The organism is Pandoraea apista (genome assembly GCF_001465595.2).
In the GTDB taxonomy this organism is placed as follows: Bacteria; Pseudomonadota; Gammaproteobacteria; order Burkholderiales; family Burkholderiaceae; genus Pandoraea; species Pandoraea apista.
This window is the reverse complement of record NZ_CP013481.2, coordinates 5,067,071-5,091,578: the sequence shown is the minus strand read 5'-3', so window position 1 is coordinate 5,091,578 and position 24,508 is coordinate 5,067,071. Positions and strand designations below refer to the sequence as shown.

At 63.7% G+C, this 24,508-nt stretch carries 21 protein-coding genes and 1 pseudogene; 4 read left to right on the top strand and 18 right to left on the bottom strand.

Going from position 1 to position 24,508, the window contains the following annotated elements:
• Positions 1–73 precede the first annotated feature (73 nt).
• A complete protein-coding gene (locus tag AT395_RS23030) occupies positions 74–910 on the top strand; it encodes an alpha/beta fold hydrolase (RefSeq protein ID WP_048628559.1) in 837 nt (278 codons plus the stop codon).
• An 82-nt stretch (positions 911–992) separates the two neighbouring features.
• On the opposite strand, the gene AT395_RS23025 is transcribed toward AT395_RS23030, so the two are convergent.
• From AT395_RS23025 to AT395_RS23015, 3 genes are all read right to left on the bottom strand, one after another.
• Positions 993–1,376 carry a helix-turn-helix domain-containing protein gene (locus tag AT395_RS23025; protein WP_042114123.1) on the bottom strand — a complete coding sequence of 128 codons (384 nt, stop codon included), beginning with the start codon at positions 1,374–1,376 and terminating at the stop codon, positions 993–995.
• Positions 1,377–1,955: 579 nt separating this feature from the next.
• On the bottom strand, positions 1,956–2,720 hold the full coding sequence (locus AT395_RS26315; protein ID WP_082164732.1) for a helix-turn-helix domain-containing protein: 765 nt from the start codon (positions 2,718–2,720) through the stop codon (positions 1,956–1,958).
• A 129-nt stretch (positions 2,721–2,849) separates the two neighbouring features.
• Positions 2,850–3,773: a DMT family transporter gene (locus AT395_RS23015; RefSeq protein ID WP_042114124.1), complete on the bottom strand. Its 924-nt coding sequence runs from the start codon at positions 3,771–3,773 to the stop codon at positions 2,850–2,852.
• 407 nt (positions 3,774–4,180) lie between these two features.
• Here AT395_RS23015 and AT395_RS23010 point away from each other — a divergent pair, with 407 nt between their 5' ends.
• Positions 4,181–5,392 (top strand): diguanylate cyclase, encoded by a 1,212-nt coding sequence (locus AT395_RS23010; protein WP_083577674.1) that lies wholly within the window; start codon positions 4,181–4,183, stop codon positions 5,390–5,392.
• 36 nt (positions 5,393–5,428) lie between these two features.
• On the opposite strand, the gene AT395_RS23005 is transcribed toward AT395_RS23010, so the two are convergent.
• From AT395_RS23005 to AT395_RS22990, 3 genes are all read right to left on the bottom strand, one after another.
• Positions 5,429–5,674 (bottom strand): hypothetical protein, encoded by a 246-nt coding sequence (locus AT395_RS23005; protein ID WP_048628560.1) that lies wholly within the window; start codon positions 5,672–5,674, stop codon positions 5,429–5,431.
• A 1,147-nt stretch (positions 5,675–6,821) separates the two neighbouring features.
• A complete protein-coding gene (locus AT395_RS22995; protein WP_048628761.1) occupies positions 6,822–8,036 on the bottom strand; it encodes a porin in 1,215 nt (404 codons plus the stop codon).
• 214 nt (positions 8,037–8,250) lie between these two features.
• On the bottom strand, positions 8,251–9,150 hold the full coding sequence (locus tag AT395_RS22990; protein ID WP_048628562.1) for an NAD(P)-dependent oxidoreductase: 900 nt from the start codon (positions 9,148–9,150) through the stop codon (positions 8,251–8,253).
• Positions 9,151–9,416: 266 nt separating this feature from the next.
• On the opposite strand from AT395_RS22990, the gene AT395_RS22985 reads away from it, so the two are divergent.
• Both AT395_RS22985 and AT395_RS22980 read left to right on the top strand, forming a co-directional pair.
• Complete coding sequence (locus AT395_RS22985; RefSeq protein ID WP_042114130.1) at positions 9,417–10,220, top strand: AraC family transcriptional regulator; 804 nt, start codon at positions 9,417–9,419, stop codon at positions 10,218–10,220.
• A 138-nt stretch (positions 10,221–10,358) separates the two neighbouring features.
• Positions 10,359–10,760: a VOC family protein gene (locus AT395_RS22980; RefSeq protein WP_042114133.1), complete on the top strand. Its 402-nt coding sequence runs from the start codon at positions 10,359–10,361 to the stop codon at positions 10,758–10,760.
• A gap of 110 nt (positions 10,761–10,870) precedes the next feature.
• On the opposite strand, the gene AT395_RS22975 is transcribed toward AT395_RS22980, so the two are convergent.
• The 12 genes and pseudogenes from AT395_RS22975 to can form a co-directional block, all read right to left on the bottom strand.
• The gene (locus tag AT395_RS22975) at positions 10,871–12,892 is read right to left on the bottom strand and encodes an acetyl/propionyl/methylcrotonyl-CoA carboxylase subunit alpha (RefSeq protein ID WP_048628563.1); all 2,022 of its coding nucleotides are present in this window, start codon (positions 12,890–12,892) and stop codon (positions 10,871–10,873) included.
• A gap of 227 nt (positions 12,893–13,119) precedes the next feature.
• A pseudogene (gene bioB / locus AT395_RS22970) lies at positions 13,120–14,100 on the bottom strand (biotin synthase BioB); the annotation flags it as partial.
• Between the two features lie 134 nt (positions 14,101–14,234).
• On the bottom strand, positions 14,235–15,038 hold the full coding sequence (gene bioD / locus AT395_RS22965; RefSeq protein ID WP_231606101.1) for a dethiobiotin synthase: 804 nt from the start codon (positions 15,036–15,038) through the stop codon (positions 14,235–14,237).
• A complete protein-coding gene (gene bioF, locus AT395_RS22960) occupies positions 15,031–16,239 on the bottom strand; it encodes an 8-amino-7-oxononanoate synthase (protein WP_042114139.1) in 1,209 nt (402 codons plus the stop codon). Before bioF ends, bioD begins: the two co-directional genes overlap by 8 nt.
• Complete coding sequence (gene bioA, locus AT395_RS22955; protein ID WP_048628564.1) at positions 16,236–17,612, bottom strand: adenosylmethionine--8-amino-7-oxononanoate transaminase; 1,377 nt, start codon at positions 17,610–17,612, stop codon at positions 16,236–16,238. The genes bioF and bioA overlap by 4 nt, the downstream gene beginning before the upstream one ends.
• Positions 17,613–17,924: 312 nt before the next feature.
• Complete coding sequence (locus tag AT395_RS22950) at positions 17,925–18,716, bottom strand: enoyl-CoA hydratase/isomerase family protein (protein WP_048628565.1); 792 nt, start codon at positions 18,714–18,716, stop codon at positions 17,925–17,927.
• 34 nt (positions 18,717–18,750) lie between these two features.
• Positions 18,751–20,358 carry a carboxyl transferase domain-containing protein gene (locus AT395_RS22945; protein ID WP_042114143.1) on the bottom strand — a complete coding sequence of 536 codons (1,608 nt, stop codon included), beginning with the start codon at positions 20,356–20,358 and terminating at the stop codon, positions 18,751–18,753.
• Between the two features lie 91 nt (positions 20,359–20,449).
• On the bottom strand, positions 20,450–20,872 hold the full coding sequence (locus AT395_RS22940; RefSeq protein ID WP_042114144.1) for a YchJ family protein: 423 nt from the start codon (positions 20,870–20,872) through the stop codon (positions 20,450–20,452).
• A 31-nt stretch (positions 20,873–20,903) separates the two neighbouring features.
• A complete protein-coding gene (locus AT395_RS22935; protein WP_042114145.1) occupies positions 20,904–21,509 on the bottom strand; it encodes a 2-hydroxychromene-2-carboxylate isomerase in 606 nt (201 codons plus the stop codon).
• A gap of 236 nt (positions 21,510–21,745) precedes the next feature.
• The gene (locus AT395_RS22930) at positions 21,746–22,423 is read right to left on the bottom strand and encodes an SDR family oxidoreductase (RefSeq protein ID WP_042114147.1); all 678 of its coding nucleotides are present in this window, start codon (positions 22,421–22,423) and stop codon (positions 21,746–21,748) included.
• A gap of 46 nt (positions 22,424–22,469) precedes the next feature.
• Positions 22,470–23,654, bottom strand: coding sequence for an acetyl-CoA C-acetyltransferase (locus AT395_RS22925; RefSeq protein WP_042114149.1), 1,185 nt, complete (start codon positions 23,652–23,654; stop codon positions 22,470–22,472).
• Positions 23,655–23,804: 150 nt separating this feature from the next.
• Positions 23,805–24,485 carry a carbonate dehydratase gene (gene can, locus AT395_RS22920; protein WP_042114151.1) on the bottom strand — a complete coding sequence of 227 codons (681 nt, stop codon included), beginning with the start codon at positions 24,483–24,485 and terminating at the stop codon, positions 23,805–23,807.
• Between the last annotated feature and the right edge of the window lie 23 nt (positions 24,486–24,508).

Below are 24,508 nucleotides of genomic sequence, written 5' to 3'. Positions count from 1 at the left end.
CACAGAAGGCGCGCCGCAGCAAGGGGGCCGCAAGCTCGGTATACTGGCGGCCCGTCTCACCTGATGTGTCCCCATGCCGGTTCCTGTACCGCAAACGATCGACGTCAACGGTTATCCGATGGCGTATGTCGAATCCCCTGCCCCTGCCGACGCGGTGGGGGCGCCGCTCGTGCTGGTTCACGGCTCGCTTTGCGATTGTCGTTACTTCAAGCCGAACATGGCGCCGTTGGGACAACGGCGGCGAGTCATCTCGGTCAGCCTGCGCCACTACTGGCCGGAAGCCTGGAACGGCCGCGACGGCACGTTCTCGGGGGAGCAGCACGCCGAAGACCTCGCCGCGTTCATCACGGCGCTCGGTGTGGGTCCGGTTCACGTGCTGGGACATTCGCGTGGCGGTTACGTCGCGCTGCGCACGGCATTGGTGGCGCCCGACACGGTGCGCTCGCTGATTCTGGCCGACCCCGGTGTGGAAATCAGCGGCGGCCCGATTCAGGTGCCGCTCGACAGCGAGCGAGGCAATTTCCGCCAAACGGCACTTGCTGCCATCGAGGCTGGCGATATCGACGGCGGTCTGGCGATCTTCATCGACACTGTGAGCGGGCCGGACACCTGGCGGCGCATGGTGCCCTGGTTCAAGCAGATGGTGCGCGACAACGCGCTCACATTGATCGGTCAAGTGGCAGAACCGCGCACACCGTTGCCGATCGATGCCCTCGGCGCGTTGCACGCGCCGGTGCTGCTGATGGGCGGCGCGGAGAGCCCCGCGCCTTATCCGGACGTGTTGAACGCTCTCGCGCACGCCATGCCGGAAGCCCGCCGCATGATGATTCAGGATGCGTCTCATGGCATGAACCTCGCCAATCCGATCGCGTTTCACCGCGCGGTGGACGCCTTCCTGGGTAACGATTAACGTCCGGAAAAGAGGGGCGCTTGAATCGCGGTGTCGCCCGGCACCTGACGCGAGCCCGTCGCCTCGGCTTCGCGTCTCGCTTTCATTCGTCGCGCAATACGCCGTGGCCCAGACGCAAGCTCAGTGTGCGCACCAGATCCGCCATCCATGCCTGATCGCGATCCGATAATTTCTGCATGGCGCGATTGAGCGACGGATATGGATCGCAAGGCGACGTCGCACCCGGCCCGGCATCCGAAGCCATGCCGTTCGACGAATCGAACGAGAGCAACTCATGCGGCGGCAACCCCAGCGTGTCCGCCAGAATGCAGATATTGCGCAGCGAAATATTGCGTTTACCACGCTCGACACCGCTCAGATAAGAACGCGCCAGTCCGCTTTCCAGCGCCAGCTTGTCTTGCGCCCAGTTGTATTTCTTGCGCAAGCCGGCAAGGTGTCTGCCGAATCGAAATAAGTTGGTGTCCATAAGAATGTTTTCCTTGTTAGGGACGAGAAGATTGAAACAAAAATCCAGTATTGAGGGCGGTGCCTCGGGTATCCCCCGTTTGTGAGGCGCGAGCTATCGGGCCTGCAATACGGATTTTTCTTGAACTTTCGGAGAAGGCACAAAGTGCGCGAGCTTTCCGAGGGGCGTGACGGCGTCAATCTACGTACTGCAGTGACGTCATTGAGATACGTTTTGTCGTACTCCCGTCAACCGGAGCCGCGCAGTGTGACACCAGACATGCGAAACCAAGCCACGGGGCGATTCTGAAAGGTTCCGCTTTGGGATGTCACTTGATGTCGACGGGACGAGTCCCATGCTGCGTCAATATGCGCGTGCGCGCAGCGGGCATCGAACTGCTGTCACGCCCGTGGTGACTGGCGTGCACGCGTTCGGCCCGAAGCCGTGATGTGTTGCCTGACGCAATGCCGGACGTCTGCCGGGGCGATCGATTTCAGTAGGGGTATTCGTAACTTTTACTGGACGAACGATCGCGCAATGCCCCCGTGATAGCCGGGGGACTTTGCGCAATGTCCTAAGAATCAAATGCCCAGCGATGGCTCATGCATCGTCGTCGTTGGGGAAACGCCGCGAGTCTTCGCGCACGATAGTGTCGGATCGCTGCGTTGCCGCAGGCGTATCCGAGGGGGGCGTGTCATCGGACGAGAGATGTGCCGGCTCGCGAATATGCGTAGTGGCGTGGGCGAGCCTCTTCCGGTCGTCGACTTGGAAACCCGTGTCGTTCGATGCGGCGAATTGACGATGCGCAGATACGCCGGGCTCGACGACGCTGCGCTCAGGGATGTTGCCGAACGCGGCGTGCCGCACGTTGGCATTGGCTTGGCAGGCATCGTCGGCATCGTCGAGGGCATCGAGGTCCTTATCCTCTTGGCCTCTGCCGTCGTGCTCGACGTGCGGCATCGCGCAAGTGTCCGCCGCGGGGCGAGGGCCCCCGGGTGGGGCGGCATGACTCAAACGGGAACTGAGACTCCGGATGATCTCGGCGAGCCAGACCTGGTCGCGATTTTCGAGCCGGCACAGGGAGCGGCTGATCTGAGGCAACGGCGTGCGAGCCGACGGCGCGGAGGCGTCCTCGGTGCCGGACGCCGCTTGTGCGAAGCGCAGCATCTCCGATGTCGGTACGCCGAGCGTATCGGCCAGGACACAGATGTTGACGAGGGCGACGTTGCGTCTGCCGCGTTCGATGCCGCTGACATACGAGCGTGCCAGGCCGCTCTCGAGAGCAAGTTTCTCCTGCGACCAGCCGCGCGCCTTTCGCAGGCGGGCCAGATGGTCTCCGAATAGCGCGAGTGGATTCGTTTGCATGGCGGAACTCCGTTGACGAGTCACACAGCGTAATCAATCCCCCCGCGCCCTGCGACGTTATATCGCTCTCCTCACCATGCGTTACAGCCGGGCCTCTATAAAGAGTCGGTGACGCTAATAGCGCAAAATTTATCGGACACTTCCCAACTCATCGGGCAATGCCGGACCCGGTACACGCGCTTTGCGGATCGGCAAGTGCCAGTTTTCCCCCAGGGCGACACCGGCCAGAATCAGCGCGCCACCAACGAGGTGATAGGTCGCGAGATGTTCGCCGAGACCGACCGCTGCGATGAGCGCTGTGAAGATCGGCACCAGGTTGATGACGACGGTGGCGCGTCGCGGACCGATGCGCGCCACGCCGATCATCCAGATGAACGGTGCGGCCACCGACACGGGAAGTGTCGCGAAGGCCAGTTGCGGCAGGTTGTCCATCGATACCCCGGCCTTCTGCGAAAACACGTAGAAAGGCAGCAAGACGACAACCGCGCACATGATCTGTGCGTAAAGCGACGGCAGCGGGGCGAGCGGCAATTGCCACTTGCGCAGTAACACGCAATAGACCGCGTAGGCGAGCATGGCGCCGAACATCATGGCGTCGCCAATGCCAATGCCTTGTCCCGCCAGATGCAGCAACGAGCCGTGCCCGACCACCAGCAGCACGCCCACAATCGACAACAACCCGCCCATCAGTGCGCCAGCGGTGAGCGCATCGCCCAGCACGACGACTGCCAGCGTGAGCGTCGTGAGGGGCAGCAACGCCAGAATGATCCCCATGTTGGTAGCAGTCGTGTAGTGCGCGGCCGAGTAGGCGAGCCCCTGATAAATCGCCATGCCGAGTACCCCCAATGTTGCGTACTGGGTTAGATGTGGCAGAAACACGCGGCGTGCTCGCCACAGTACCGGCAACGCAAATGGCGTGAGAATCAGCCCGGCGGCGAACCATCGCAGGAAAGCGATCTCGGCGGGGAAGATGTGACCGACAGCAAGCTTGTTGACGATCACATTGGCTGACCAGATCAGCACGGCAGTCAGCGGCAGGATGAAATTGAACATGGTTCTGAAATGGGGGGCGGCACGGCGCACGGCCGGCCAATCGTGAAAGCGGGCCAGGAGTACGGCAATACGGGCGTGGGGTCAGGCAATAACGTGAGGACTAGCAAGTCACATGAAGCTGCACACAATAGTGCGAATTGTCCGCTGGAAAGCGGTGAGTGACATAGCGAATTTGAGACAAACGATAAGGTTTTTAAGACACGACGTCGATACCATGCCACGTTGGATTGCACCGGGAGATGCGGGCTGGTTGGACCGGTTAGACCAATAATGCGCTGTCGCCATGCGCCGCAGGTAGAATGGCGCCATGCCGGGTTCTGGGCACGTAAATCGCGTACGCGATATGCCGTACCCGGCCCACGATGCAAGGGCATCGTGCGCGTTTCGTGATGGATGATCGGAGCAGCATGGTGTCAGTGAGTCAGCAAGAACGCTCGGCGCACGCCGGCAATTCGCCTCAACGGCGTGAAGCGCCGTCCCTTTCCGCTATCGATCCGGCCGTGGCCGGAAAGGGGAAACGTTTCGTTCGACGAATCTATCGTCTGCGAACGATTGGCTTGGGCATCGGGTTTCTTTGCGTCGCAGGCGTCTTTTACCGTCACGAGCCGTCCACGCCGCTCTGGCTTTGGGCCCTTCTGATCTTCCACGGGTTTGTCTGGCCCCATCTCGCTTGCGCGCTGGCGCTGTCGCGACCGGTGCCGTATCGCGCCGAGCGCACCAATCTGACGATCGATGCGGCATTCGGTGGCTTCTGGGTTGCCGCGATGCAATTCAATTTGTTACCAAGCGTGGTGATACTCACGATGATGTCGATGGACAGTGTCGGCGCGGGAGGCATTCGACTGTTCCTTCGGGGTTTGCTCGCGAACGTGGCGGGCTTGCTGATCGGCATTGCCATGCTCGGCTTCGTGTGGGCACCGGCATCGGACACGTTCAATGTCGTTACCAGCCTGCCGATGTTGATTCTGTACCCCATTGCTTTGGGAAAGGTGACCTACGACCTTTCGCAGAAGCTGGCGCAGCGCTCGCGTGAAATGGAGTATCTGTCACAGCATGACGGCCTGACAGGGCTGCTCAACCGCCGGGCGTGGGAGCAGCGGCTGGCCGAGGTTCATGCACATTGCATGCTCACGGGACAGCCGGCGTGTCTGGTGCTGATGGATCTGGATCACTTCAAGCGCATTAACGATACGCTGGGCCATGCGGCGGGTGATACGGCGTTACGACGCTTTGCCGAACTCTTGCGGCAGCGTCTGCGCGAGATCGATGCCGTCGGCCGATACGGAGGCGAGGAGTTCGGTGCCGTACTCGTGAACACCGGCGGTGTGGCGGGGCAGGACCTGATGTACCGCCTGATCGCCGATCTGCGTGCTCGGGTCGCGCAAGCCGAAGCGCGGATGCAAATGCAGACTTTACAGACCCTCTCGTTGGCCGAGTGCACGGTGAGCATTGGGCTTGTGCCGTTTTCCACGATCTTCGATACGCCGCAATTGTGGCTTCAGTACGCCGATCGTGCGTTATATCGCGCGAAACGCGAAGGACGCGACGGTATGGTCGTGCTCGATGCGGAGGGCGAAACGAAGACGGCGTGTGAAGGCGAAATGGGCGCAGCCTCTTAGATCGATGGCGCCGGTGTTATCGGCACCTCGCGCCGATCAGCGCACGCAGAGGCGGCTCAACGCGTTGCGCAGCGCTGCGGGCAGTGCGGCGGCGAAACCGAACGGACGTGCCAGCGTTGCGAGCCCTTCGCCGTTGAGCACGCGAGCGCCTTCCAGGTGCGTGGACAGCACGCAGAACTCTTCGCGTTTCATCCCCACGCGCTGGCACGCCTTATCGAGTTGTTTCAAATCGTTCGGGTGCAGGGTGATCGTGAGGGTGATGCGCTCTAGGTCGGTGTTCATGTTTTTCAATTTTCTCGTCTTCAAAATACTGGGCACGTCGCGCGGACAGCGCGCACGCCATGCGCCCACGCGATAACGCAGGCGAGCGGGATCCGACTACGTGCCATCGGCCGCGAGGTGAATGCGGCAGACAAGGCAAACACGTCAAACGAACGGAGAAATGCCATCGTGGTGGCGATATCCGTTCCGACGATGCCTGCGATGCGTGATCGGGGGCGGGTCGGGTTGTCTATTACAACGCGTGGGCAATACGAGGCTGTGGGCGCGCAATCCGCCGCCTTGAACGCAGGCGGCGGTACGGCTCTGACGCGTGAGAGCGATGCCTCGTAACAGCAGGGAGGGATGACTCTCCATCCGGCCATGACACTTGCGCCGGAATACAGCATGAGTACTGCGAACTGCAACTGCGGGTATTGCTTGAATTCACTGCGAAAACTGCGGTTGCCAACCTTCGGCAACGGGTAATGCTGTGATGCGAGACCTTCTGTACTGCAGGACTGCGGGTGGTGCGTGTACAGCGATGCAGACCTGAAACTTCCGATACTGCGAGTTGCTGAACTGCTACTGCGGATAATGCGGAACTACCTGGACTGCCAGAATTTCCACTGCTACTGCTACTGCTACTGCTACTGCTACTGCTACTGCTACTGCTACTGCCGGACGACGCTGATTACGCGGCGTCCTTGAACTGAATGCGTGGGCAGGGCGTATTGCGATGGCTACGGCGAAATCGCAATACCCGCTCAATGTAGGTCGCAGCGGCCGCGCGTTCCGCGCGACGGTGCAACTGCATCACTCGCGCTGCCGAGACCGTCACGGCAACGACTGCAAACACCAACCAACTGACGAAGACCACAGCACTTCTCCCTGATGACTTCAGCGTTCGAAAAACCGGAGCGCGTCGAACTCAAAGGGAAATCCAAAATGCGTGGTTACCGCCGGTTGCGACTGCATCGAACTTCAATGAAGACGAATTCTAAATAGATTCCCCAATAGGGTAAACCCTTAAAATTGTAAATAGTGTATTTTTTTAGACGAATGAGTTGAATTTATCCAAACTGCCGTTTGAATTCCAAGTGATTCATTCATTGGAATAATCGGTCCAAACCCGCATGCTTCCACGCGTTCGGACCGATGGCCAAGTGGATCAGAAGGTGTGCTTCAGACCCATGCCGACCAGCAACTGCGTTTGCGCACCTGCGTCCAGACCGTACGAACCGACCGAAGCGTTGGCTGCCACCACGCGGCCGCGATCCAGCGTCTTGCCCACAGCCTGTTGGTAGCCACCGATCACGTACGTCGAGGTGCGCTTTGAGAGCGCGTACGTCACACCGGCGTTGAATTGGTTGTAGTGGGCGCCGACATCGCGCCCACCGCGCAGGCGTGTGTAGCTGTAGCCGATACCCGTGTTGATTACCGGCGTCAGGGCGTAGGTGGCGAAGGTGTTCACCGTGTCGAATTTCGCCGTGACGGTGAAATTTGAAAGTCCGTCGCTCGCATACTGCGCAGTCGAGAAGGACACGCCCAGAATTGCCGGGCCGACCGCGTACTTGCCACCCATGCGCGCAATACGCACTTTGCTTGCCGTACGGAAGCCTTTGTTAATCGGCGAATTGAACAGCGAGCCTGCGCTGCTGGTCCAGTCGCGATAGCCAAAATCGGCATGCCTGAAGTCGCTCATTTCGCGGCTGCCGCCATCGGCGAAGAAGAAGCCTGCGCCGACCGAGACCGGACCATTGCTGTAAGCCCCCGCGAAGCCATAGGTGCGCCCGGCGCCTTCCTTGCCCGCCACGTTGCCGGTCGCATACATGCCCTCGAATTGCAGACCGCCGAAGTTCGGTGTGGCATAGCGAATCGAGTTGTTGACGCGCGCGCCGTTATCGTAATTGTCGACGTCGCCCGGCGTGGCGAAGAAGCCGCCGAAGTAGCCGTCGGCAGTCGTGCCTTGCACGAGGTTGACCACCGGGTCGTACTGGCGGCCGATGGTGACTTCACCCCATTGAGTGCTCTTCAGACCGACGATGGCCTTGCGACCGAACGCGCGGCCGCCGTTCCCCAACTCGCCATTGACCGCGTTGAATCCGCTCTCCAATTGGAACAGCGCGGAAAGCCCTTGCCCAAGCGGTTCCGTGCCGCGCAGGCCCCAACGGCTGCCGGAAAGAATGTTGCTCGTGATCATTGAGCGCGATTGCGGGCCCCTTTCCGTGGCGACGTGATTGGCGTGTACGAAGCCTGAATCGATCGCGCCGTAGAGCGTGACATTACTCTGTGCGCTGACGCTGGCGGGCAGCGCCAGTAGCGTCAGGGTGGCGGCCAGCGCGAGCGCGCGCAGACCGGAGGGTGTGTGTGGGTATTGAGTCATGGTGTCGAGCGCCTTGCTGCGCATGGTTGAGATCGACACCGAGAATATTTCCGAACACCTATTCGGATTCCTTATGAAAATTCCGAATGCGTGAAAATCCCCGTGGCAGCGGCCGCGTCTGCTGGCCGCTACCGAAGTTTCTAGGAAACCTCCTCAATTTTTGACAATGAATAACGCAGTAAGCGGTAGCGCGAAGGTATCCACGCTACGCGCCTCAGGTTTGGGTCTTTGGCAGGCCCGCGCGCCGCAGCGCGACACGCGAGAGTGCAGCCCAGTCGAGATGGCCCTCGCCGTGCGCGAGGCTGTCGAGATGGTTGTCGCGCAACACGGTGCCGAACGGCATCGGCACGTTCGCGGCCTCGCCCGCGAGTAGCGCCAGACGCAAATCTTTCGCGCCGAGCGAGAGCTTGAATCCGGCCGGCTCGAAGGTCTCTTTCGCGATGGCGCCGCCGTAGCCCGTATAGGCGGGCGTAGCGAACACCGCAGTGGTGATCATCTCGAGGAAGTCGGCACCGGCTACACCGTGACCTTGCGCCAGCGTGGCGGCTTCGCTCATCGATTCGATGGCGCTGGCAATCATGAAATTCGCGGCGAGCTTCACAACGTTGGCCTGCTCGGGCAAGTCGCCGAAGCGCCATGTGCGCTGGCCGAGTACGTCGAAGAGCGGTTGAACGGTATCGATGGCGCTCGCGTCGCCCGCCGCCAGAATGTTGAGCTTGCCCGCCTCCGCCACATTGACGCGCCCCAGCACCGGGGCGGCAACGTAACGCAGGCCGAGCGACTCGCACCGTGCCGCCATCTCTCGCGCGAAGGCAAGCGAGACGGTGGCCATGTTCACGACGACGGCGCCGCGCGGCAGAGCGCCGAGTGCGCCACCGTCGGCACCTTCGCACAGCACGGTGCGCGAGGTGTCGTCGTCGGACAGGATCGCGATGAGAGCCTCCGCGCCGCGAGCGGCGTCGGCCGGCGTGGCGCCGGGGGTGGCGCCGAGGGTCGCCAGTGCGTCGACCGGGCCGCGCGAGCGATTCCAGACGCGCAGTGCGAATCCCGCCTTGAGCAGGTTGCGCGCCATGGGCGCGCCCATGGTGCCGAGTCCAAGAAATCCGATATTCATATGAGCTCCTGATGCCAGGGAGGTAGGGGCCGCGCGGGGGCTGAGGGGCGAAAGGGATAAGCGCCATAGGAGCGAGCGCTGCCCGCCTGACGCGCCGCATACCGTTGCCGTCCGCGTTGTTCGAAAGCATGACACCGAATGCGAGTTGACGCAGATGAGACCCGGCGGCCTGCCCGGACGGAAAACGCCTTGCCCCCGCGCAGGGGACGGCACAGGTAAGATGCGCGAGACCCCCTTGCCGCCGGGCGCCCGTTCCCGCCATCGCCATGACCCTTCGCAACAACTGGCCGAGTTTCAAGACGCTGCCGTATCCGGTGTACTTCCGGTATGACGAGTTCGATGCGCAGACGGCGTGGGTGCCGCATCGTCACGACTGGGGCATGCTCAATTACGTTGCGAACGGTGTCATGCAGTTGGAGATTGAAGGCGTCCGGTTCCTCTCTCCGCCGCAGTACGCCGTGTGGATTCCGCCCAAAGCCGAACACGCGAGCTTCAATGCGAACGCCGTGGTTTACCGGTCGGTGTATATCGATGCTTCCCTTGCCGACGCGCTTCCGTCGAGTGCTGCGACGTTGCGCATCAGCGGCCTGCTGCGGGCCATCCTGTCCGATTTCGCCGAGCGGGGCGTGGCGTGTCCGGGCACTGAGGCTGACCGGCGTCTGGCGCACGTGCTGATCGATCAGTTGGCACTTGCGCCGGCAGAACCGCGATTCTTGCCGCAGGCGAGGTCGCTGTCTTTGCGCCGCGTACTGGAAGCGTTGCAGCGTGAGCCCGCAGATAACCGCACGCTCGAAGCGTGGGCCGAGACGGTCTCCATGACGCAGCGCACGCTCGCCCGTCATTGCCGCACGGAGTTGGGGATGACGCTGGGACAGTGGCGACAACGCATGCGTTTTCTGCGCGCTATCGAGGGGTTGGAAGCCGGGCGTACCGTCAAATCGATTGCGTTCGATCTGGGCTATGCCACGCCCTCCGCCTTCATCGAGATGTTCACGCGAGAGTCGGGGCTGACGCCGGAGCAGTTCCGGCGTCAGACGATTTTGGGCGCGGCCGGGCACGATCCGGCGTGATGCCGGCATCGGTGCCATCCGTCGGCCTGCGCCGCGGATCATGCCAACGCAGCGTCCCCATGGTTTGGGCGCGTGCCTTCGACGGGCGGTTCTTGTGCTATAGACTCGCGGTTCGCCTATCCCTTTGGAGGAATCGCCATGATTCGCTATGCAACGCTCGGCACCAACAATCTGGAAAATGCGACGGTTTTCTACAACCGCGTGCTGGCCCCTCTTGATTTGCATCCGACGCCGTTCTCGAACGAAACCTTCTACGGACGCAAGGGCGCAGCCAGTGAGGAAGTGGTATTGGCCGTCACATTGCCCTTTGACGGCGCGCCCGCCACGCATGGCAACGGCACCATGATCGCGTTGCATGCGGCGTCGAAACAGCAGGTCGACGCTGCGTATTCGGCGGCGATGGCACAAGGCGGCCAATGCGAAGGTGCTCCCGGGCCGCGTCCGGATTACCATCCGCGCATGTACGTCGCGTATTTCCGCGATCTCGATGGCAACAAGCTTGCCGTGGTGCATTTCGAGCCCGTCCGCGACAAGCATTGAGGTGACCTCAAGACGCACACGCTCAGCCGGTCTCGCGTTGATCGATGACCGGCTGGGGGATACGCGGGCAGTCAGTGGATGTCAGCCACGGACTGCCCGCCACGCACCCTTTACCGTTTGAACGCCAGCAACTGCGCGCCTTCGGGGACTTGATCGCCAACGGCGTACAGCACTTCTTCGATCTCGCCGTCCGCTGGGGCACTGATGGTGTGCTCCATCTTCATCGCCTCCATCACGAGTAGCGGTGCGCCCTTTTCGACCTTCGCGCCGGGCTGCGCAAGCACGGCGATGACCTTGCCCGGCATCGGTGCCGTCAACCGGCCTTCGCCCCCTTCGTGGGCCCCGGCTTGTGCCAGCGGATCATGCCAGCGCAGCGTCCACGACAGGCCATCGGCAAAGACATGCGCGTTTTGATGCTCGAAGTCGACATGACCCTGAACACGACGCTCGCCGAGCGTCACGCGGTACATCCCGCCGTCGTGGGTGTAGCGATACGGATACGTTTGCCCATCGACGGTGAGTGTGCTGGCCTGCGGCCCGCTCGTGAGTACGACGTCGAGACGCGTTTCGCCATGATCGAACGACAACGTGCGCCGGTAATCGGCGTTGAGACGCCAACCGGTCGCAAGTTGCCACGGGGAGTGATGGTCGACGCTGTCCAGATACTTGCGGCGTCCGGTCACGGTCTCGCGGCTGAGCTGTGCGGCGACGGCCAGCGCTAGCGTAGTGGCAGGCACCGGGGCGGCGGCCGGGAACAGCGTGTCGCGATGGCGCTCGATCAGACCCGTGTCGAGATCGGCCCCGGCAAACGGCTCGCTGGCCACCAGACGCCCGAGGAACGCGATGTTGGTCTGCACGCCGACCACGCGATACTGACCTAGCGCGCGACGCATGCGGGCGAGCGCTTCATTGCGGTCCCGCCCCCACACGATCAGCTTGGCGATCATCGGATCGTAGAACGGCGAGATGGTGTCGCCTTCGCGTACACCGGGGTCGATACGCACGGCGGCCGGTGAGCCGGCGCCTCCGATCTCGAACTGCACCGCGGCGGGCGGACGCAGCGTGGACAGCGTACCCGTCGACGGCAAGAAGTTGTTGTCCGGATTCTCGGCATAGATACGCGCTTCGAGCGCATGGCCGTGAATACGCAATTCGTCTTGCCTGCGCGGCAGCACTTCGCCAGCGGCCACGCGCAATTGCCATTCCACCAGATCGAGGCCGGTGATCATTTCCGTGACCGGGTGCTCGACTTGCAAGCGCGTGTTCATCTCCATGAAGTAGAACGAGCCGTCCTGATTGGCGATGAACTCGACCGTGCCGGCGCCCACATAGCCCACGGCACGCGCGGCGTTGCAGGCGGCTTCGCCCATCGAGCGACGGCGCTCGTCGGTCATACCCGGCGCGGGCGCTTCTTCCAGCACCTTCTGGTGACGGCGTTGCACCGAGCAGTCGCGCTCGAACAGATAGACGCAGTTGCCGTGCGTATCGGCGAACACCTGAATCTCGATGTGACGCGGACGCGTCAGATATTTCTCCACGAGCACGCGTTCGTCGCCGAAGCTGCTCGCGGCTTCGCGTTGGCACGACGCCAGCGCGGCGCGGAAATCCTCGCTGCGTTCCACCACGCGCATGCCCTTGCCGCCGCCGCCTGCACTGGCCTTGAGCAACACGGGGTAGCCGATCTCGTCGGCGCGCGCGTGCAGGAAGGCGGCGTCCTGATTCTCGCCGTGATAGCCGGGCACCAGCGGCACCGCAGCCTCTTCCATGAGTGTCTTGGCAGCGCTCTTGCTGCCCATGGCGTGAATGGCGCCGACCGGCGGCCCGATGAAGACGATGCCGGCCTCGTGACATGCGGCGGCGAAGGCCTCGTTCTCGGACAGGAAGCCGTAGCCGGGGTGGATGGCCTGTGCGCCGGTGGCCTTGGCGGCGTTGATGATGGCGTCGATACGCAGGTAGCTGTCGCGCGCGGCGGCCCCGCCAACGTGTACCGCTTCGTCGCACACGGCAACGTGCTTGGCTTGCGCGTCGGCATCGGAATAGACGGCCACCGTGCGAATGCCCAGTCGTGCCGCCGTTGCCGCGACGCGACAGGCGATTTCGCCGCGGTTGGCGATGAGGATCTTGTCGAACATATTGCCTCCGGAAAATGATCGATTGGGGCGGCGCTCACGCATCGCACCTCCGCTTGTGACGGAAGGCCGCTGCACTTGCGCCATTCTCGTTGCTATCCAACTTCGCCGCGACGGCGGATCGTCTCTTGCGATCTCGCAGCCGTCGCGGCGGTTAACCTGTCAACACATCCTTCAACGCCAGCCGTGCGACACAACGCATGGTCGAATGACTGAATGGCCGAACGCGCTCAGTGCGTGGCGCAGGCGGCGAGACCGTCGCACTCGCCAGCGCTTTCGGCACCGAGCTTCTCCTCGGTCGACGTGCGCATGCCAAGGCGTGCGAGCAGCGCGCGGTCGTGCTCGGCCTGCGGATTTTGCGTCACGAGCAACTTCTCGCCGTAGAACATCGAGTTGGCGCCGGCAAGGAAGCACAGCGATTGCAGCGCGTCGTCCATCATCTCGCGCCCGGCCGACAGGCGCACCATGGCGCGCGGCATGGTGATGCGAGCCACGGCGATCATGCGTACGAAATCGAACGGGTCAACACTCTCGTTGTGTTCGAGCGGTGTGCCTTCGACCTTCATCAGGTTGTTGATGGGCACTGACTCGGGATACGGCGACATGTTGGCCAGTTGCGCGATCAGGCCGGCGCGCTCACGACGTGTCTCGCCCAGGCCGACGATGCCGCCGCAGCAAACCTTCAGGCCCGCGTCGCGCACACGAGCGAGCGTGTCGAGGCGATCCTGATACGTGCGTGTGGTGATGATCTGACCATAGAACTCAGGCGACGTATCGAGGTTGTGATTGTAGTAATCGAGGCCGGCCTCGCGCAGTTGTTCAGCCTGACCGTCGCGCAGCATGCCGAGCGTAACGCATGTCTCCAGACCCAGCGCCTTCACGCTGCGCACCATCTCGCCCACCGCGTCGACCTGATGCGGCTTCGGGCTGCGCCATGCGGCCCCCATGCAGAAGCGAGTGGCGCCGGCGTCCTTGGCGCGCTGCGCGGCGGCAACGACTTCCTCCACCGGCATGAGCTTCTCGGCTTCCACGCCTGTGTCGTAGCGCGCCGATTGCGGGCAATAGGAGCAGTCTTCCGGACAGCCGCCGGTCTTGATCGAGAGCAGCGTCGAGAGCTGGACGGCGTTGGCGTCGAAGTGGTCGCGGTGCACCTGCTGCGCGCGGAAGATCAGGTCGTTGAACGGCAACGCAAAAAGGGCCTCGATCTCGGCAACGGTCCAGGGCTTGTCATTGCGGCGCAGTGCTTCGTCGTGTCCGTGAGCGGCGGTGTGGGCGTGAACTTGCATGGTGTGATTCCTTGAATTCTGTCGCGGCGTTGATGTCGCGGTGGGAGAGCGTCGGGCGCTCAGGGCGCCGTGTGCGGGCGCGTCTTCATAGACGCCTCTACCGCACTCGGCAGTGGGGTATCGACCAGCGGGCCAATGTCGAGATAACCGGATGCCGTTGCCGCGTCGGGGTGTGGCAGATGGGGCACGCGTCCGAGCAAGGGGGCGGACAGTCGCGTAGCGATGGCATCGATGTTGGCCTCGACGTGGCGCATGTCCGGATCGACGTGATTGGCGACCCAGCCCGCGAGCGTGAGTCCGCGCGAGGCGATGGCCTCGGCGGTGAGCAGCGCGTGGCTGATGCAACCCAGCCGCAGACCGACCACGAGGATCACTGGCAGGCCGAGCTGACGCGCGAGGTCGGCGGTGTCCGGGGCGCTGGCGTCGGGGCCGAGCGGCACGCGAAACCCGCCAACGCCTTCCACGATCACAAGGTCGGCACGCGCAGCCACACGCGCATAGCCTGCCCGGATCACACTGCAATCGAGCGCGATGCCTTCAGCCGCAGCGGCAATGTGCGGTGCGGTGGCGTCTTTGAGAACGTACGGGCAGTACCAGTCGTCAGGCAGTTTCAGATTGCTGGCCTGATGCAGTTGCTCGACGTCTTCGTTGATGAAGCGTCCGTTGTGCTCCGATGCCCCCGCTGCCACCGACTTGAGACCCGCGCACACCAGCCCGCGACGCGCCGCCGTGTGCAGCAGTGCGGACGAGATCAGCGTCTTGCCGATTTCGGTGTCGGTGCCGGTCACGAAAAACGCGTGGCGGGCAGGCATCGGCCGCGCGGCCGGGGCATTGAAAGCGGCGATAAGGTTTTGATCAGCCATGCGCGTGCTCCATCCAGTCTCGATCGAGTTGGTTGATGGCGGTGGCGAGCCGTGCCACGTCGTCTGCCGTGTGTGCGGCGCTAAGCGTTACGCGCAGGCGCGATGTGCCCGGCGCCACGGTCGGCGGGCGGATGGCGGGAACCCACAACCCGGCTTGCGCGAGGCCTGCCTGCGCGTGCAGTGCCGCAGCGTTCTCGCCAAGAATGATCGGTTGCACGGCCGTCGGCGAGACCATGTGCTGCCAGTGTTGCAGCGTGAGCGAGTCGCGCAGTTGAGCGATACGTGCTTGCAACGCCGCGCGGCGTGCGCGTCCCTCGTCGCCTGCGATCAGCGCAATACTCGTGAGTAGCGCGTGCGCTTGCGAGGGGGCGGCCGCCGTGGTGAAGATATACGGCCGTGCGCGATTGATGAGCCAGTCGATGACGCGATGATTCGCCGCGACGAACGCACCACCGACGCCCGCCGCTTTGCCGAGCGTGCCGATGATGACCAGGTTGGGCGAGCGCAGATTGAAATGCTCGAACACGCCGCGGCCGTTTTCACCGACGACGCCGAAGCCATGCGCGTCGTCCACCACGAGCCACGCGTTGTGCTGTTCGGCCAGCGCGAGCAATTGCGGCAATGGCGCGATGTCGCCATCCATCGAGAACACGCCGTCGGTGACGATCAGCTTTGTCTCGGCGTGGCTGGCGGCGAGCAGTGCCGCGAGGGCGTCGACATCGCCGTGCGGATAGACATGCGTGCGGGCACGCGAGAGACGCGCGCCGTCGATCAGCGAAGCGTGGTTGAGCGCTTCGGAGAAGATCTCGGCATCTTTGCCGGCCAGCGCCGAGATTGTCGCCAGATTCGCCATGTAGCCGGTGCAGAAGTACAGCGCGCGAGCGTCGACGAGATGCGGCGACATGAACCCGGTGAGCAAGTCTTCGAGTTCGGCGTGGGCCTGCGAGTGACCGCTGATGAGGTGCGACGCACCACTGCCCGCGCCATAGCGGCGGGCACCTTCGATGAGCGCTTCGACAACCTTCGGATGCGCGGCCAGACCGAGATAGTCGTTGCTGGCGAACGCGAGAACGTCGCGGCCGTCGGCGCACACGTGCGGCTGGCACGGCGTGGAGACCACGCGGTGGCGGCGGCGCAGGTGTGCGCGGTCGATTTCCGCGAGTCCGGCGTCGAGACGGGCGAGCAAGGGGTGGGACGTCATGCCGGCACCTCCATCCCCTGCGTCATCGTGGCGTCGAACGCCGCGAGCGTTTGCGCCGCGAGCCAGTCGATGGTGCCGTCGTCCAGCACGTACGGTGGCATCAGATAGACCGTGGCGCCAATAGGGCGCAGCAGCACACCGCGTGCGCGGGCTTCGGTGGAGAAGCGCTTCGCGAAGGCCCCTGCCGCGCCGGGGGTATCCGGCAATGCGGCGTCGAAGGCCCAGATCATGCCGCGATGCCGGAAGTGCCGGGTGCGCGGGTCGTCTGCCAGCGGGGCAAGCGCGCGCGTGAGTTGTGCGGCGCGCGCAGCGTTGCGCGCGAGCACGTCGTCGTCGGCAAAGATGTCGAGCGTGGCGAGCGCGGCGCGGCACGCGAGTGGATTACCGGTGTACGAGTGCGAGTGCAGGAAGCCACGCGCGGTGTCGTCGTCGTAGAACGCGTCGTAAATCGCATCGCGCGAGAGCACTAGCGAGAGCGGCAGGTAGCCGCCGCTGATGCCTTTGGACAGCGTGAGCAGGTCGGGCCAGATACCCGCCTGTTCGCTCGCGAAGAACGTGCCGGTGCGTCCGCATCCGACAGCGATTTCGTCGGCGATCAGGTGGGCGCCATATGTGTCGCACAACGCGCGCACGAGACGCAGGTACTCGGGGTCGTGCATCGCCATTCCCGCCGCGCATTGCACCAGGGGCTCGACGATGACGGCGGCGACGCGGCCCTCGCGTTGCGCGAGCAATGCCTCAAGATCGGCGGCGGCACGGCGTGCCGCGTCGAACGGTGTTTCGCCGTCTCGTGCGAGGCGCGCATCGGGCGAGGTCACCACATGGGCATGGCGCAGCAGCGGATCGTAGGCGTCGCGGAACAGGGCGACGTCGGTGACCGCGAGGGCGCCGAGCGTTTCACCGTGATAACCGTTGCGGACACAGACGAATTCGCGCTTGTCGCTGTGGCCCAGATTGCGCCACGCGTGGAAACTCATCTTGAGCGCGATCTCGACGGCGGATGCCCCGTCGGAGGCGAAGAAGGCATGGCCCAGCACGCCGCCGGTCAATGCCGACAGACGTTCGGCCAACGCCACGACCGGCTCGTGCGTGAAGCCCGCGAGCATGGCGTGCTCCAGGCGGCCGAGTTGATCGACGAGCGCCGCGTTGATGCGCGGATTCGCATGGCCGAAGAGATTGACCCACCACGAACTGATGGCGTCGAGATAGCGCTCGCCGTCGGTGTCGACGAGCCAGGGGCCTTCGCCGTGAGACAGCGCGACGAGGGGCAGCTTTGCCTGTTGCTTCATCTGCGTGCAGGGGTGCCAGACCTGTCGCAGACTGCGCGCGGCAAGATCGCCGGGACCGGCGGGGGGGCGCGTGGAGGCGTCCATCATTGACTCCTTGGTTGGCCGCGACGAACGACGTCGGCACGGGGGCGTGCGTCGTTCGTCCGGCTGGCCGGTGGCGGGCGTCGCACTGGGCGCTGCCGCTCGGGGCCGGAGGTGGGAGATGGGCGCATGGTAGGCAAAGCGTTTTGACAGGGCAATAGGCGGAATTGGCGCGAAAAATCGCTGTTTTATGTGCCGTAGGAAGACGTTATCGATAAATTCGTAAAACCCGCCGATAACGTTGCGGCATCTCCGCCGTCAGCCCTCCTCAAAAAAATTTGTAACCGATGATGCGTGCTGTGTCGGGTACCGGGCTCAGGACACCTCGCGCCACGACGGCGAACGCTTTTCAAGGAACGACCGCACCCCTTCGCGGCCCTCGTCCGATGCGCGAATGGCCGCAATGCGGTCTGCCGTTTCGGCAATGGCGTGTTCGTCGATGGCGCGGCTCGAGAAGTCTTGCACGAGGCGTTTGCATTCCTTCACGGCGTTGGGGCTGTTCTCGGCAAGCGCCTTGGCAAGCGCTTGCACGGTGCTGTCGAGGGCCTCTGCGGCAACGACTTCATGAACGAGGCCGTGGCGTTGTGCCGTCGATGCGGTGAAGCGCTCGGCCGTCAGGAAGTAGCGGCGCGACGCCGGTTCGCCCAGGGCGCGAATGACGTATGGGCCAATCGTGGCGGGAATCAGGCCCAGCTTCGCTTCGGACAGGCAAAAGTGGGCGGTGTCTACGGCAACCACGATGTCGGCCACTGCCGCGAGACCCACGCCGCCGGCGTACGTGTCGCCCTGCACGCGAGCGATTACCGGCTTCGGGCAGCGGTAAATGGTGTTGAGCATGACGGCGAGCGTCATCGCATCGGCGCGGTTCTCGGCGTCTGAGTAACCGGCCATCTTCTTCATCCAGTTCAGGTCGGCGCCGGCGCAGAAGGCAACCCCTTCGGCGGCGAGCACGATGACTCGAACGTCGTCGTTCGTGGCGAGCGCACGGAAGGCGCCCGTCAATTCCTCGATGACCGTTTCGTTGAAGGCGTTACGCACCTCAGGACGATTGAGGGTGATCGTGGCGATGTGCGCTTCGACGCTGAGTCTTAGCGTGGCGAGATTCATGACGTGAAATTCCTCGAGGGACCGGTGAAGACGATTACATGCGGAACAGGCCGAAGCGTGTTTCCGGAATCGGCGCATTGAGCGCAGCCGACAGACCGAGCCCGAGCACGGTGCGGGTGTCGGCCGGGTCGATCACGCCGTCGTCCCACAGGCGGGCGCTCGCGTAATACGGGTGGCCCTGACGTTCGTACTGGTCGCGGATCGGTTGCTTGAAGGCGTCTTCCTCTTCGGCGCTCCACTGACCGCCCTTGGCCTCGATGCCGTCGCGCTTGACCGTGGCCAGCACCGAGGCGGCTTGCTCGCCGCCCATCACCGAGATGCGGGCGTTCGGCCACATCCACAGGAAGCGCGGCGAATACGCGCGACCGCACATGCCGTAGTTACCGGCACCGAACGAGCCGCCGATGATGACCGTGAACTTCGGCACGTTCGCCGTGGCGACAGCCGTGACCATCTTCGCGCCGTGCTTGGCGATGCCTTCGTTTTCGTATTTGCGCCCGACCATGAAGCCGGTGATGTTCTGCAGGAAAATCAGCGGGATCTTGCGCTGGCAGCACAACTCGATGAAGTGGGCGCCCTTTTGCGCCGACTCCGAGAACAGAATGCCGTTGTTCGCCACGATGCCGACCGGATAGCCCCACAAATGCGCGAAGCCGCACACGAGCGTGGTGCCGTAACGCGCCTTGAATTCGTCGAACTCGGAGCCGTCGACCAGGCGCGCGATCACTTCGCGCACATCGAAGGGCTTCTTTGTATCGGACGGAATCACGCCGTACAGCTCACGGGCGTCGTACTTCGGTTCGACCGGGGGCCTGACCGCCACGGTTGCCGGCTTCTGACGATTGAGGTTTGCGGCGATGCTGCGTGCAATGGAGAGGGCGTGCGCGTCGTTCTGCGCAAAGTGATCCACCACACCCGACAGGCGCGTATGGACGTCGGCCCCGCCGAGGTCTTCGGCGCTCACTTCCTCGCCGGTCGCGGCCTTCACGAGTGGCGGGCCGCCGAGGAAAATCGTGCCCTGTTCCTTAACGATGATCGACTCGTCGCTCATCGCAGGCACGTAGGCCCCGCCGGCCGTGCACGAGCCCATCACGACGGCGATCTGCGGAATGCCCTGCGCAGACATCTGCGCCTGGTTGTAGAAGATGCGGCCGAAGTGATCGCGGTCGGGGAACACGTCGTCCTGATTCGGCAGGTTGGCGCCGCCCGAGTCGACCAGATAGATACACGGCAGATGATTCTGCTCGGCGATCTCCTGCGCGCGAAGATGCTTCTTGACCGTCATCGGGTAATAGGTGCCGCCCTTGACCGTGGCGTCGTTACAGACGATCACGCATTCCTGCCCCGACACACGTCCGATGCCGGTGATGATGCCCGCGCCCGGGGCTTCGTCGTGATACATGCCGATAGCGGCGAGCTGCGAGAGTTCGAGAAACGGCGAGCCCGGATCGAGCAACTGCTGCACGCGATCCCGGGGCAACAGCTTGCCGCGGCCCACGTGCTTCTTGCGTGCGGCCTCACCGCCGCCACCGGCCAGTTGCGCGACCCGCTCGCGCAGGTCGTCGACCAGGGTTTGCATCGTGGCCGCGTTGCGTGCAAAGTCTTCGCCGCGCGGGTTGAGTTTGCTTTCGAGAATCGGCATGTGACGAAATCCGGTGGAGAGTGAGTTGTCGTTGAATTCGGGGTCTTCGTTGTCTTTACGTGCATGAGCGCGACGTGGCGCCCGCGCCGCGTCAGTCGAACAGGTCGCCGTCGACGTAACGCCAGCGCCCGTCGTCCGAGCGCTCGAAACGGCTGCGCTCGTGCAGGCGGTGGGCGCGTCCGCCGACTTTGTAGCGGGCGACGAATTCGACCTCGGCGTGGCGCTCGTCGCGTTGCAGATGTGCCTTGATCTGCAAGCCGAGCCACTGCGGCGCGTCGTCGAAGTCGAGCGTGGCGGGACGTGTGCGTGCCGCCCAGGTGTCTAGCAGATACGGCGCGTTGTGACGCACGAACGCGGTGTATCGCGAGCGCATGAGCGCTTCGGCCGTGGCGGGAATATCGCCGCGCTCCAGATAGCGCCCGCAACAGTCGGCGAACGCGAGGCCGCCGCAAGGGCAGGCTTCGCGCTCAACAGCCTGTGTCGTGGTGCTGCGCGACGGTTGGGGTGTTGCCATGGTGTGTCTTGCCTTGTTATCGGAATCAGAGTCAGATCTTGCCTTGCTTCAGACAGGCCTCGACCTGCGAGAGGCGGTCGAAGCCCCAGAACGGCTCGCCGTCCACGATCACGAACGGCGAGCCGAAGACCCCGCGCGCAATGGCCAGATCGATTTCGGCCTTGAGGTGATCCTTGGCGGCGGGGGAGTGCATGCCGGCGTCGAGCGCCGCACCGTCGATGCCCAGCGCCTCGCCAAGACGCACCAGTTCTGCCGGGTCGCCAATATTCACGTCGTCGACGTACAGTGCCTGAAAGATCGATTTCGCGAACTCCGCGGACAGGTCACCGCCGCGATGATCCTGCACCCACAGCACGGCGCGCTCGGCGGCTTGCGTCGGGATCGGGAAATGGGTCGGTCGCTTGTACGCGATGCCGTGAAAGCGCGCAGTGCGCTCCACGTCGTGTCGCAAATACTCGGTCTTGATCGGATGTTGCACCGGTGCGCCCGTGCCGTTCACCTTGTAGACGATGTCGAGCAGGATCGGATGCCACGCAACGCCGCGCCCGTTTTTCGCGGCGATGTCGTCGATGCGGGTGCTCGCAAAATACCCATAGGGGGATGCGAAGTCGAAATAAAAGTCGATGGCGGCCGTCATGTTGGCTCCGTTTCCGAGTGACGAGTCTGGCCCGCGAATCAAAAGATACGGCGGTGTGGCAACAGCTTGTTATTTGGTTATTCCGTTTGACGCCGGGCGATGGTCGCCCGGTCGCGACGTTGTGTCTTCCGGTGCTTCGTGTCCGAGTGGCCGGCTTACCGCTGCCAGTCCAATCCTTAGGGTTCGGTCCCCCTGGGTCACGCCTGCCGATGCATTGCTGCGGCCCGCGCGCATGGTCACCATGTGAGCGCGTTGCCGTCGTAATTGAAGAAGCCGCCGTTGTGCGTGGCGCGCTCGCCCGGTGCCCGGGCGAACACGCGGCGCATGCCGGCGACGCTCGTGTGCACGTCGATGTCGGCGTTCTCGCCGCCCATGTCCGTGCGCACCCAGCCCGGGTGCATGGCGACGCACGTGGCGCGTTGTGCTTCGAGCGATACGGCCTTGACGACCGAATTCACCGCCGCTTTGCTCGCACGGTAGAGCCAGCTTCCGTTCGAGTCCATCAGTGCAACGCTGCCCATGCGGCTCGAGAGAAAACCGAACGTGCCGCCGGCGGCTTCAACGAACGGCAACACGAGCGGCGCGGTTTGCATGGCGCCGAGCACATTCGTGTGAAACACGCGGTCGAATGCTTCCTTCGTGACCGGGGCCAGACCGGACGTGCGATCCGAATTCACGCCCGCGTTGTAGACCGCAACGTCCAGTTCCACGCCGTCGAGCTGCCACGACAGGCCGGAGAGCGACTCGACACGCGTGACGTCGAGCTTGAGCGGTTCTGCGCCGAGTTCGCGCAGGGCCGACAGTCCATGGTCATCGCGCGCGGTGGCGAACACGCGCCAGCCGTCGTCGCGATATTGCCGTACGAACTCCATGCCGATGCCGCGCGAAGCACCGATGATGAGCGCAGTCTTCATGACGGTTTGTCCTGTCGGCCAGTGCCGAAGTCAGAGGTACGGAGAATCAGACGAGTTCGATGGCCATGGCCGTGGCTTCGCCACCGCCGATACACAGACTGGCCACGCCACGTTTGCCGCCGGTCTTGCGCAGTGCGCCGATCAGCGTGACCAGAATTCGCGCGCCGGATGCGCCGATCGGGTGACCGAGCGCGCAGGCGCCGCCGTGAATATTGACCTTGTCGTGCGGCAGACCGAACTCATGCATTGCGGCCATCGTGACGACCGCGAAGGCTTCGTTGATTTCGTAGAGATCGACGTCCTTCGTCGACCAGCCGGTCTTCTCGAAAAGCTTGCGCATGGCGCCGACCGGGGCAGTCGTGAACAGGCCCGGTTGCTGGGCGAAGGTGCTGTGGCCGGCAATGCGTGCGAGTGGCGCGAGGCCGAGGCGTTTGGCCGTGGATTCGCGCATGAGCACAAGCGCGGCGGCACCGTCCGAAATCGACGACGAGTTGGCGGCAGTCACCGTGCCGTCCTTGCGGAAGGCCGCCTTGAGCGTCGGGATTTTCTCGGGATTGGCTTTGAACGGCTGTTCATCCTGATCGACAACGGTGTCGCCCTTGCGGCCCGGCACCGTCACCGGTGTGATTTCCCACGCAAACGAGCCGTCTTTCGTGGCGTTCTGAGCGCGTTCGAGCGAGGCAATGGCGAAGTTGTCCTGTGCTTCGCGGGTGAAGGCGTAACGGTCGGCGCATTCCTCGGCGAAGGTGCCCATCAGGCGGCCCTTGTCGTAGGCGTCTTCCAGGCCATCGAAGAACATATGGTCGATGACCTGACCGTGCCCCATGCGCATGCCGGCGCGCGCCTTGGGCAGCAGATAGGGGGCGTTGCTCATGCTTTCCATGCCACCGGCGACGATCACATCGGCACTGCCGGCGACGAGCATGTCGTGCGCGAACATCGCGGCGCGCATGCCGGAGCCGCACATCTTGTTGACGGTGGTGGCGCCGGCGGCGAGCGGCAGCCCGGCGCCGAGCGTGGCCTGACGCGCCGGGGCCTGACCCTGCCCGGCAGGCAGCACGCAGCCCATCACCACTTCGTCGACCTGTTCTGGCTTGAGGCCGGCGCGCTCGACGGCGGCGCGAATGGCGGCCGCGCCCAGTTGCGGTGCGGCGACTTCGCCGAACACCCCTTGCAGGCCGCCCATGGGCGTGCGGGCGGCGGAAACGATAACGATCGGGTCTTGTTGCATGGCAGTCTCCTGTAATCGGTGGCGAGGCTGGCGATTCGCTCTCGCGAGCGGGTGCGTCAGCCCCCGAATATCCAATGCTTCAGTCCTTCCATCGTCCACGCGCCCACCCGTGACCCGGCGCTTCCGGCCAGGCCGGATCGCGCTGATCGCCTAAGCGCGTGGATGACGCAATTCGGCCATTGCGGCGACACAACGGTCGTAGATACGCGGCAATGTTTCGAGGCTATTGACCGACATGCGCAGGTCGCGCACCAGTCCGTCGCGCAGGCCATACACCCAGCCGTGCACCGTGACGGGTTGGTTGCGGGCCCAGGCGTCGCGCAATACCGTCGTGTGGCAGATATTCACGACCTGTTCAATGGCGTTCAGCTCACACAGCCGGTCGTGACGCGCATCACGCGAGGGCAGCGCGTCGATCTGGTCGACATGGCGCTCGTAGACATCGCGCACGTGGCGCAGCCAGTTGTCCACCAGGCCCATCTTCGCGCCGTCGAGCGCCGCACCCACACCGCCGCAGCCGTAATGGCCCACCACCATGATGTGGCGAACCTTCAGCACTTCGACCGCGAACTGCAATACCGACAGGCAGTTCAGGTCGCTGTGCACGACCACGTTCGCGATATTGCGGTGGACGAACACCTCGCCCGGCGCGAGACCGGTAATCTGGTTGGCAGGCACACGTGAATCGGAGCAGCCGATCCAGAGGTATTCCGGCGTTTGCAGCTTCGACAGCCGCTCGAAAAACGCGGGATCTTCCGCGTTTACGCTGGCAACCCAGGCGCGATTGTTGTCGAGCAGATGAATGAGAGGTTGGTCTTTGTCTTCGGTCATGATCGTGTCATCCGGCGGCCGTG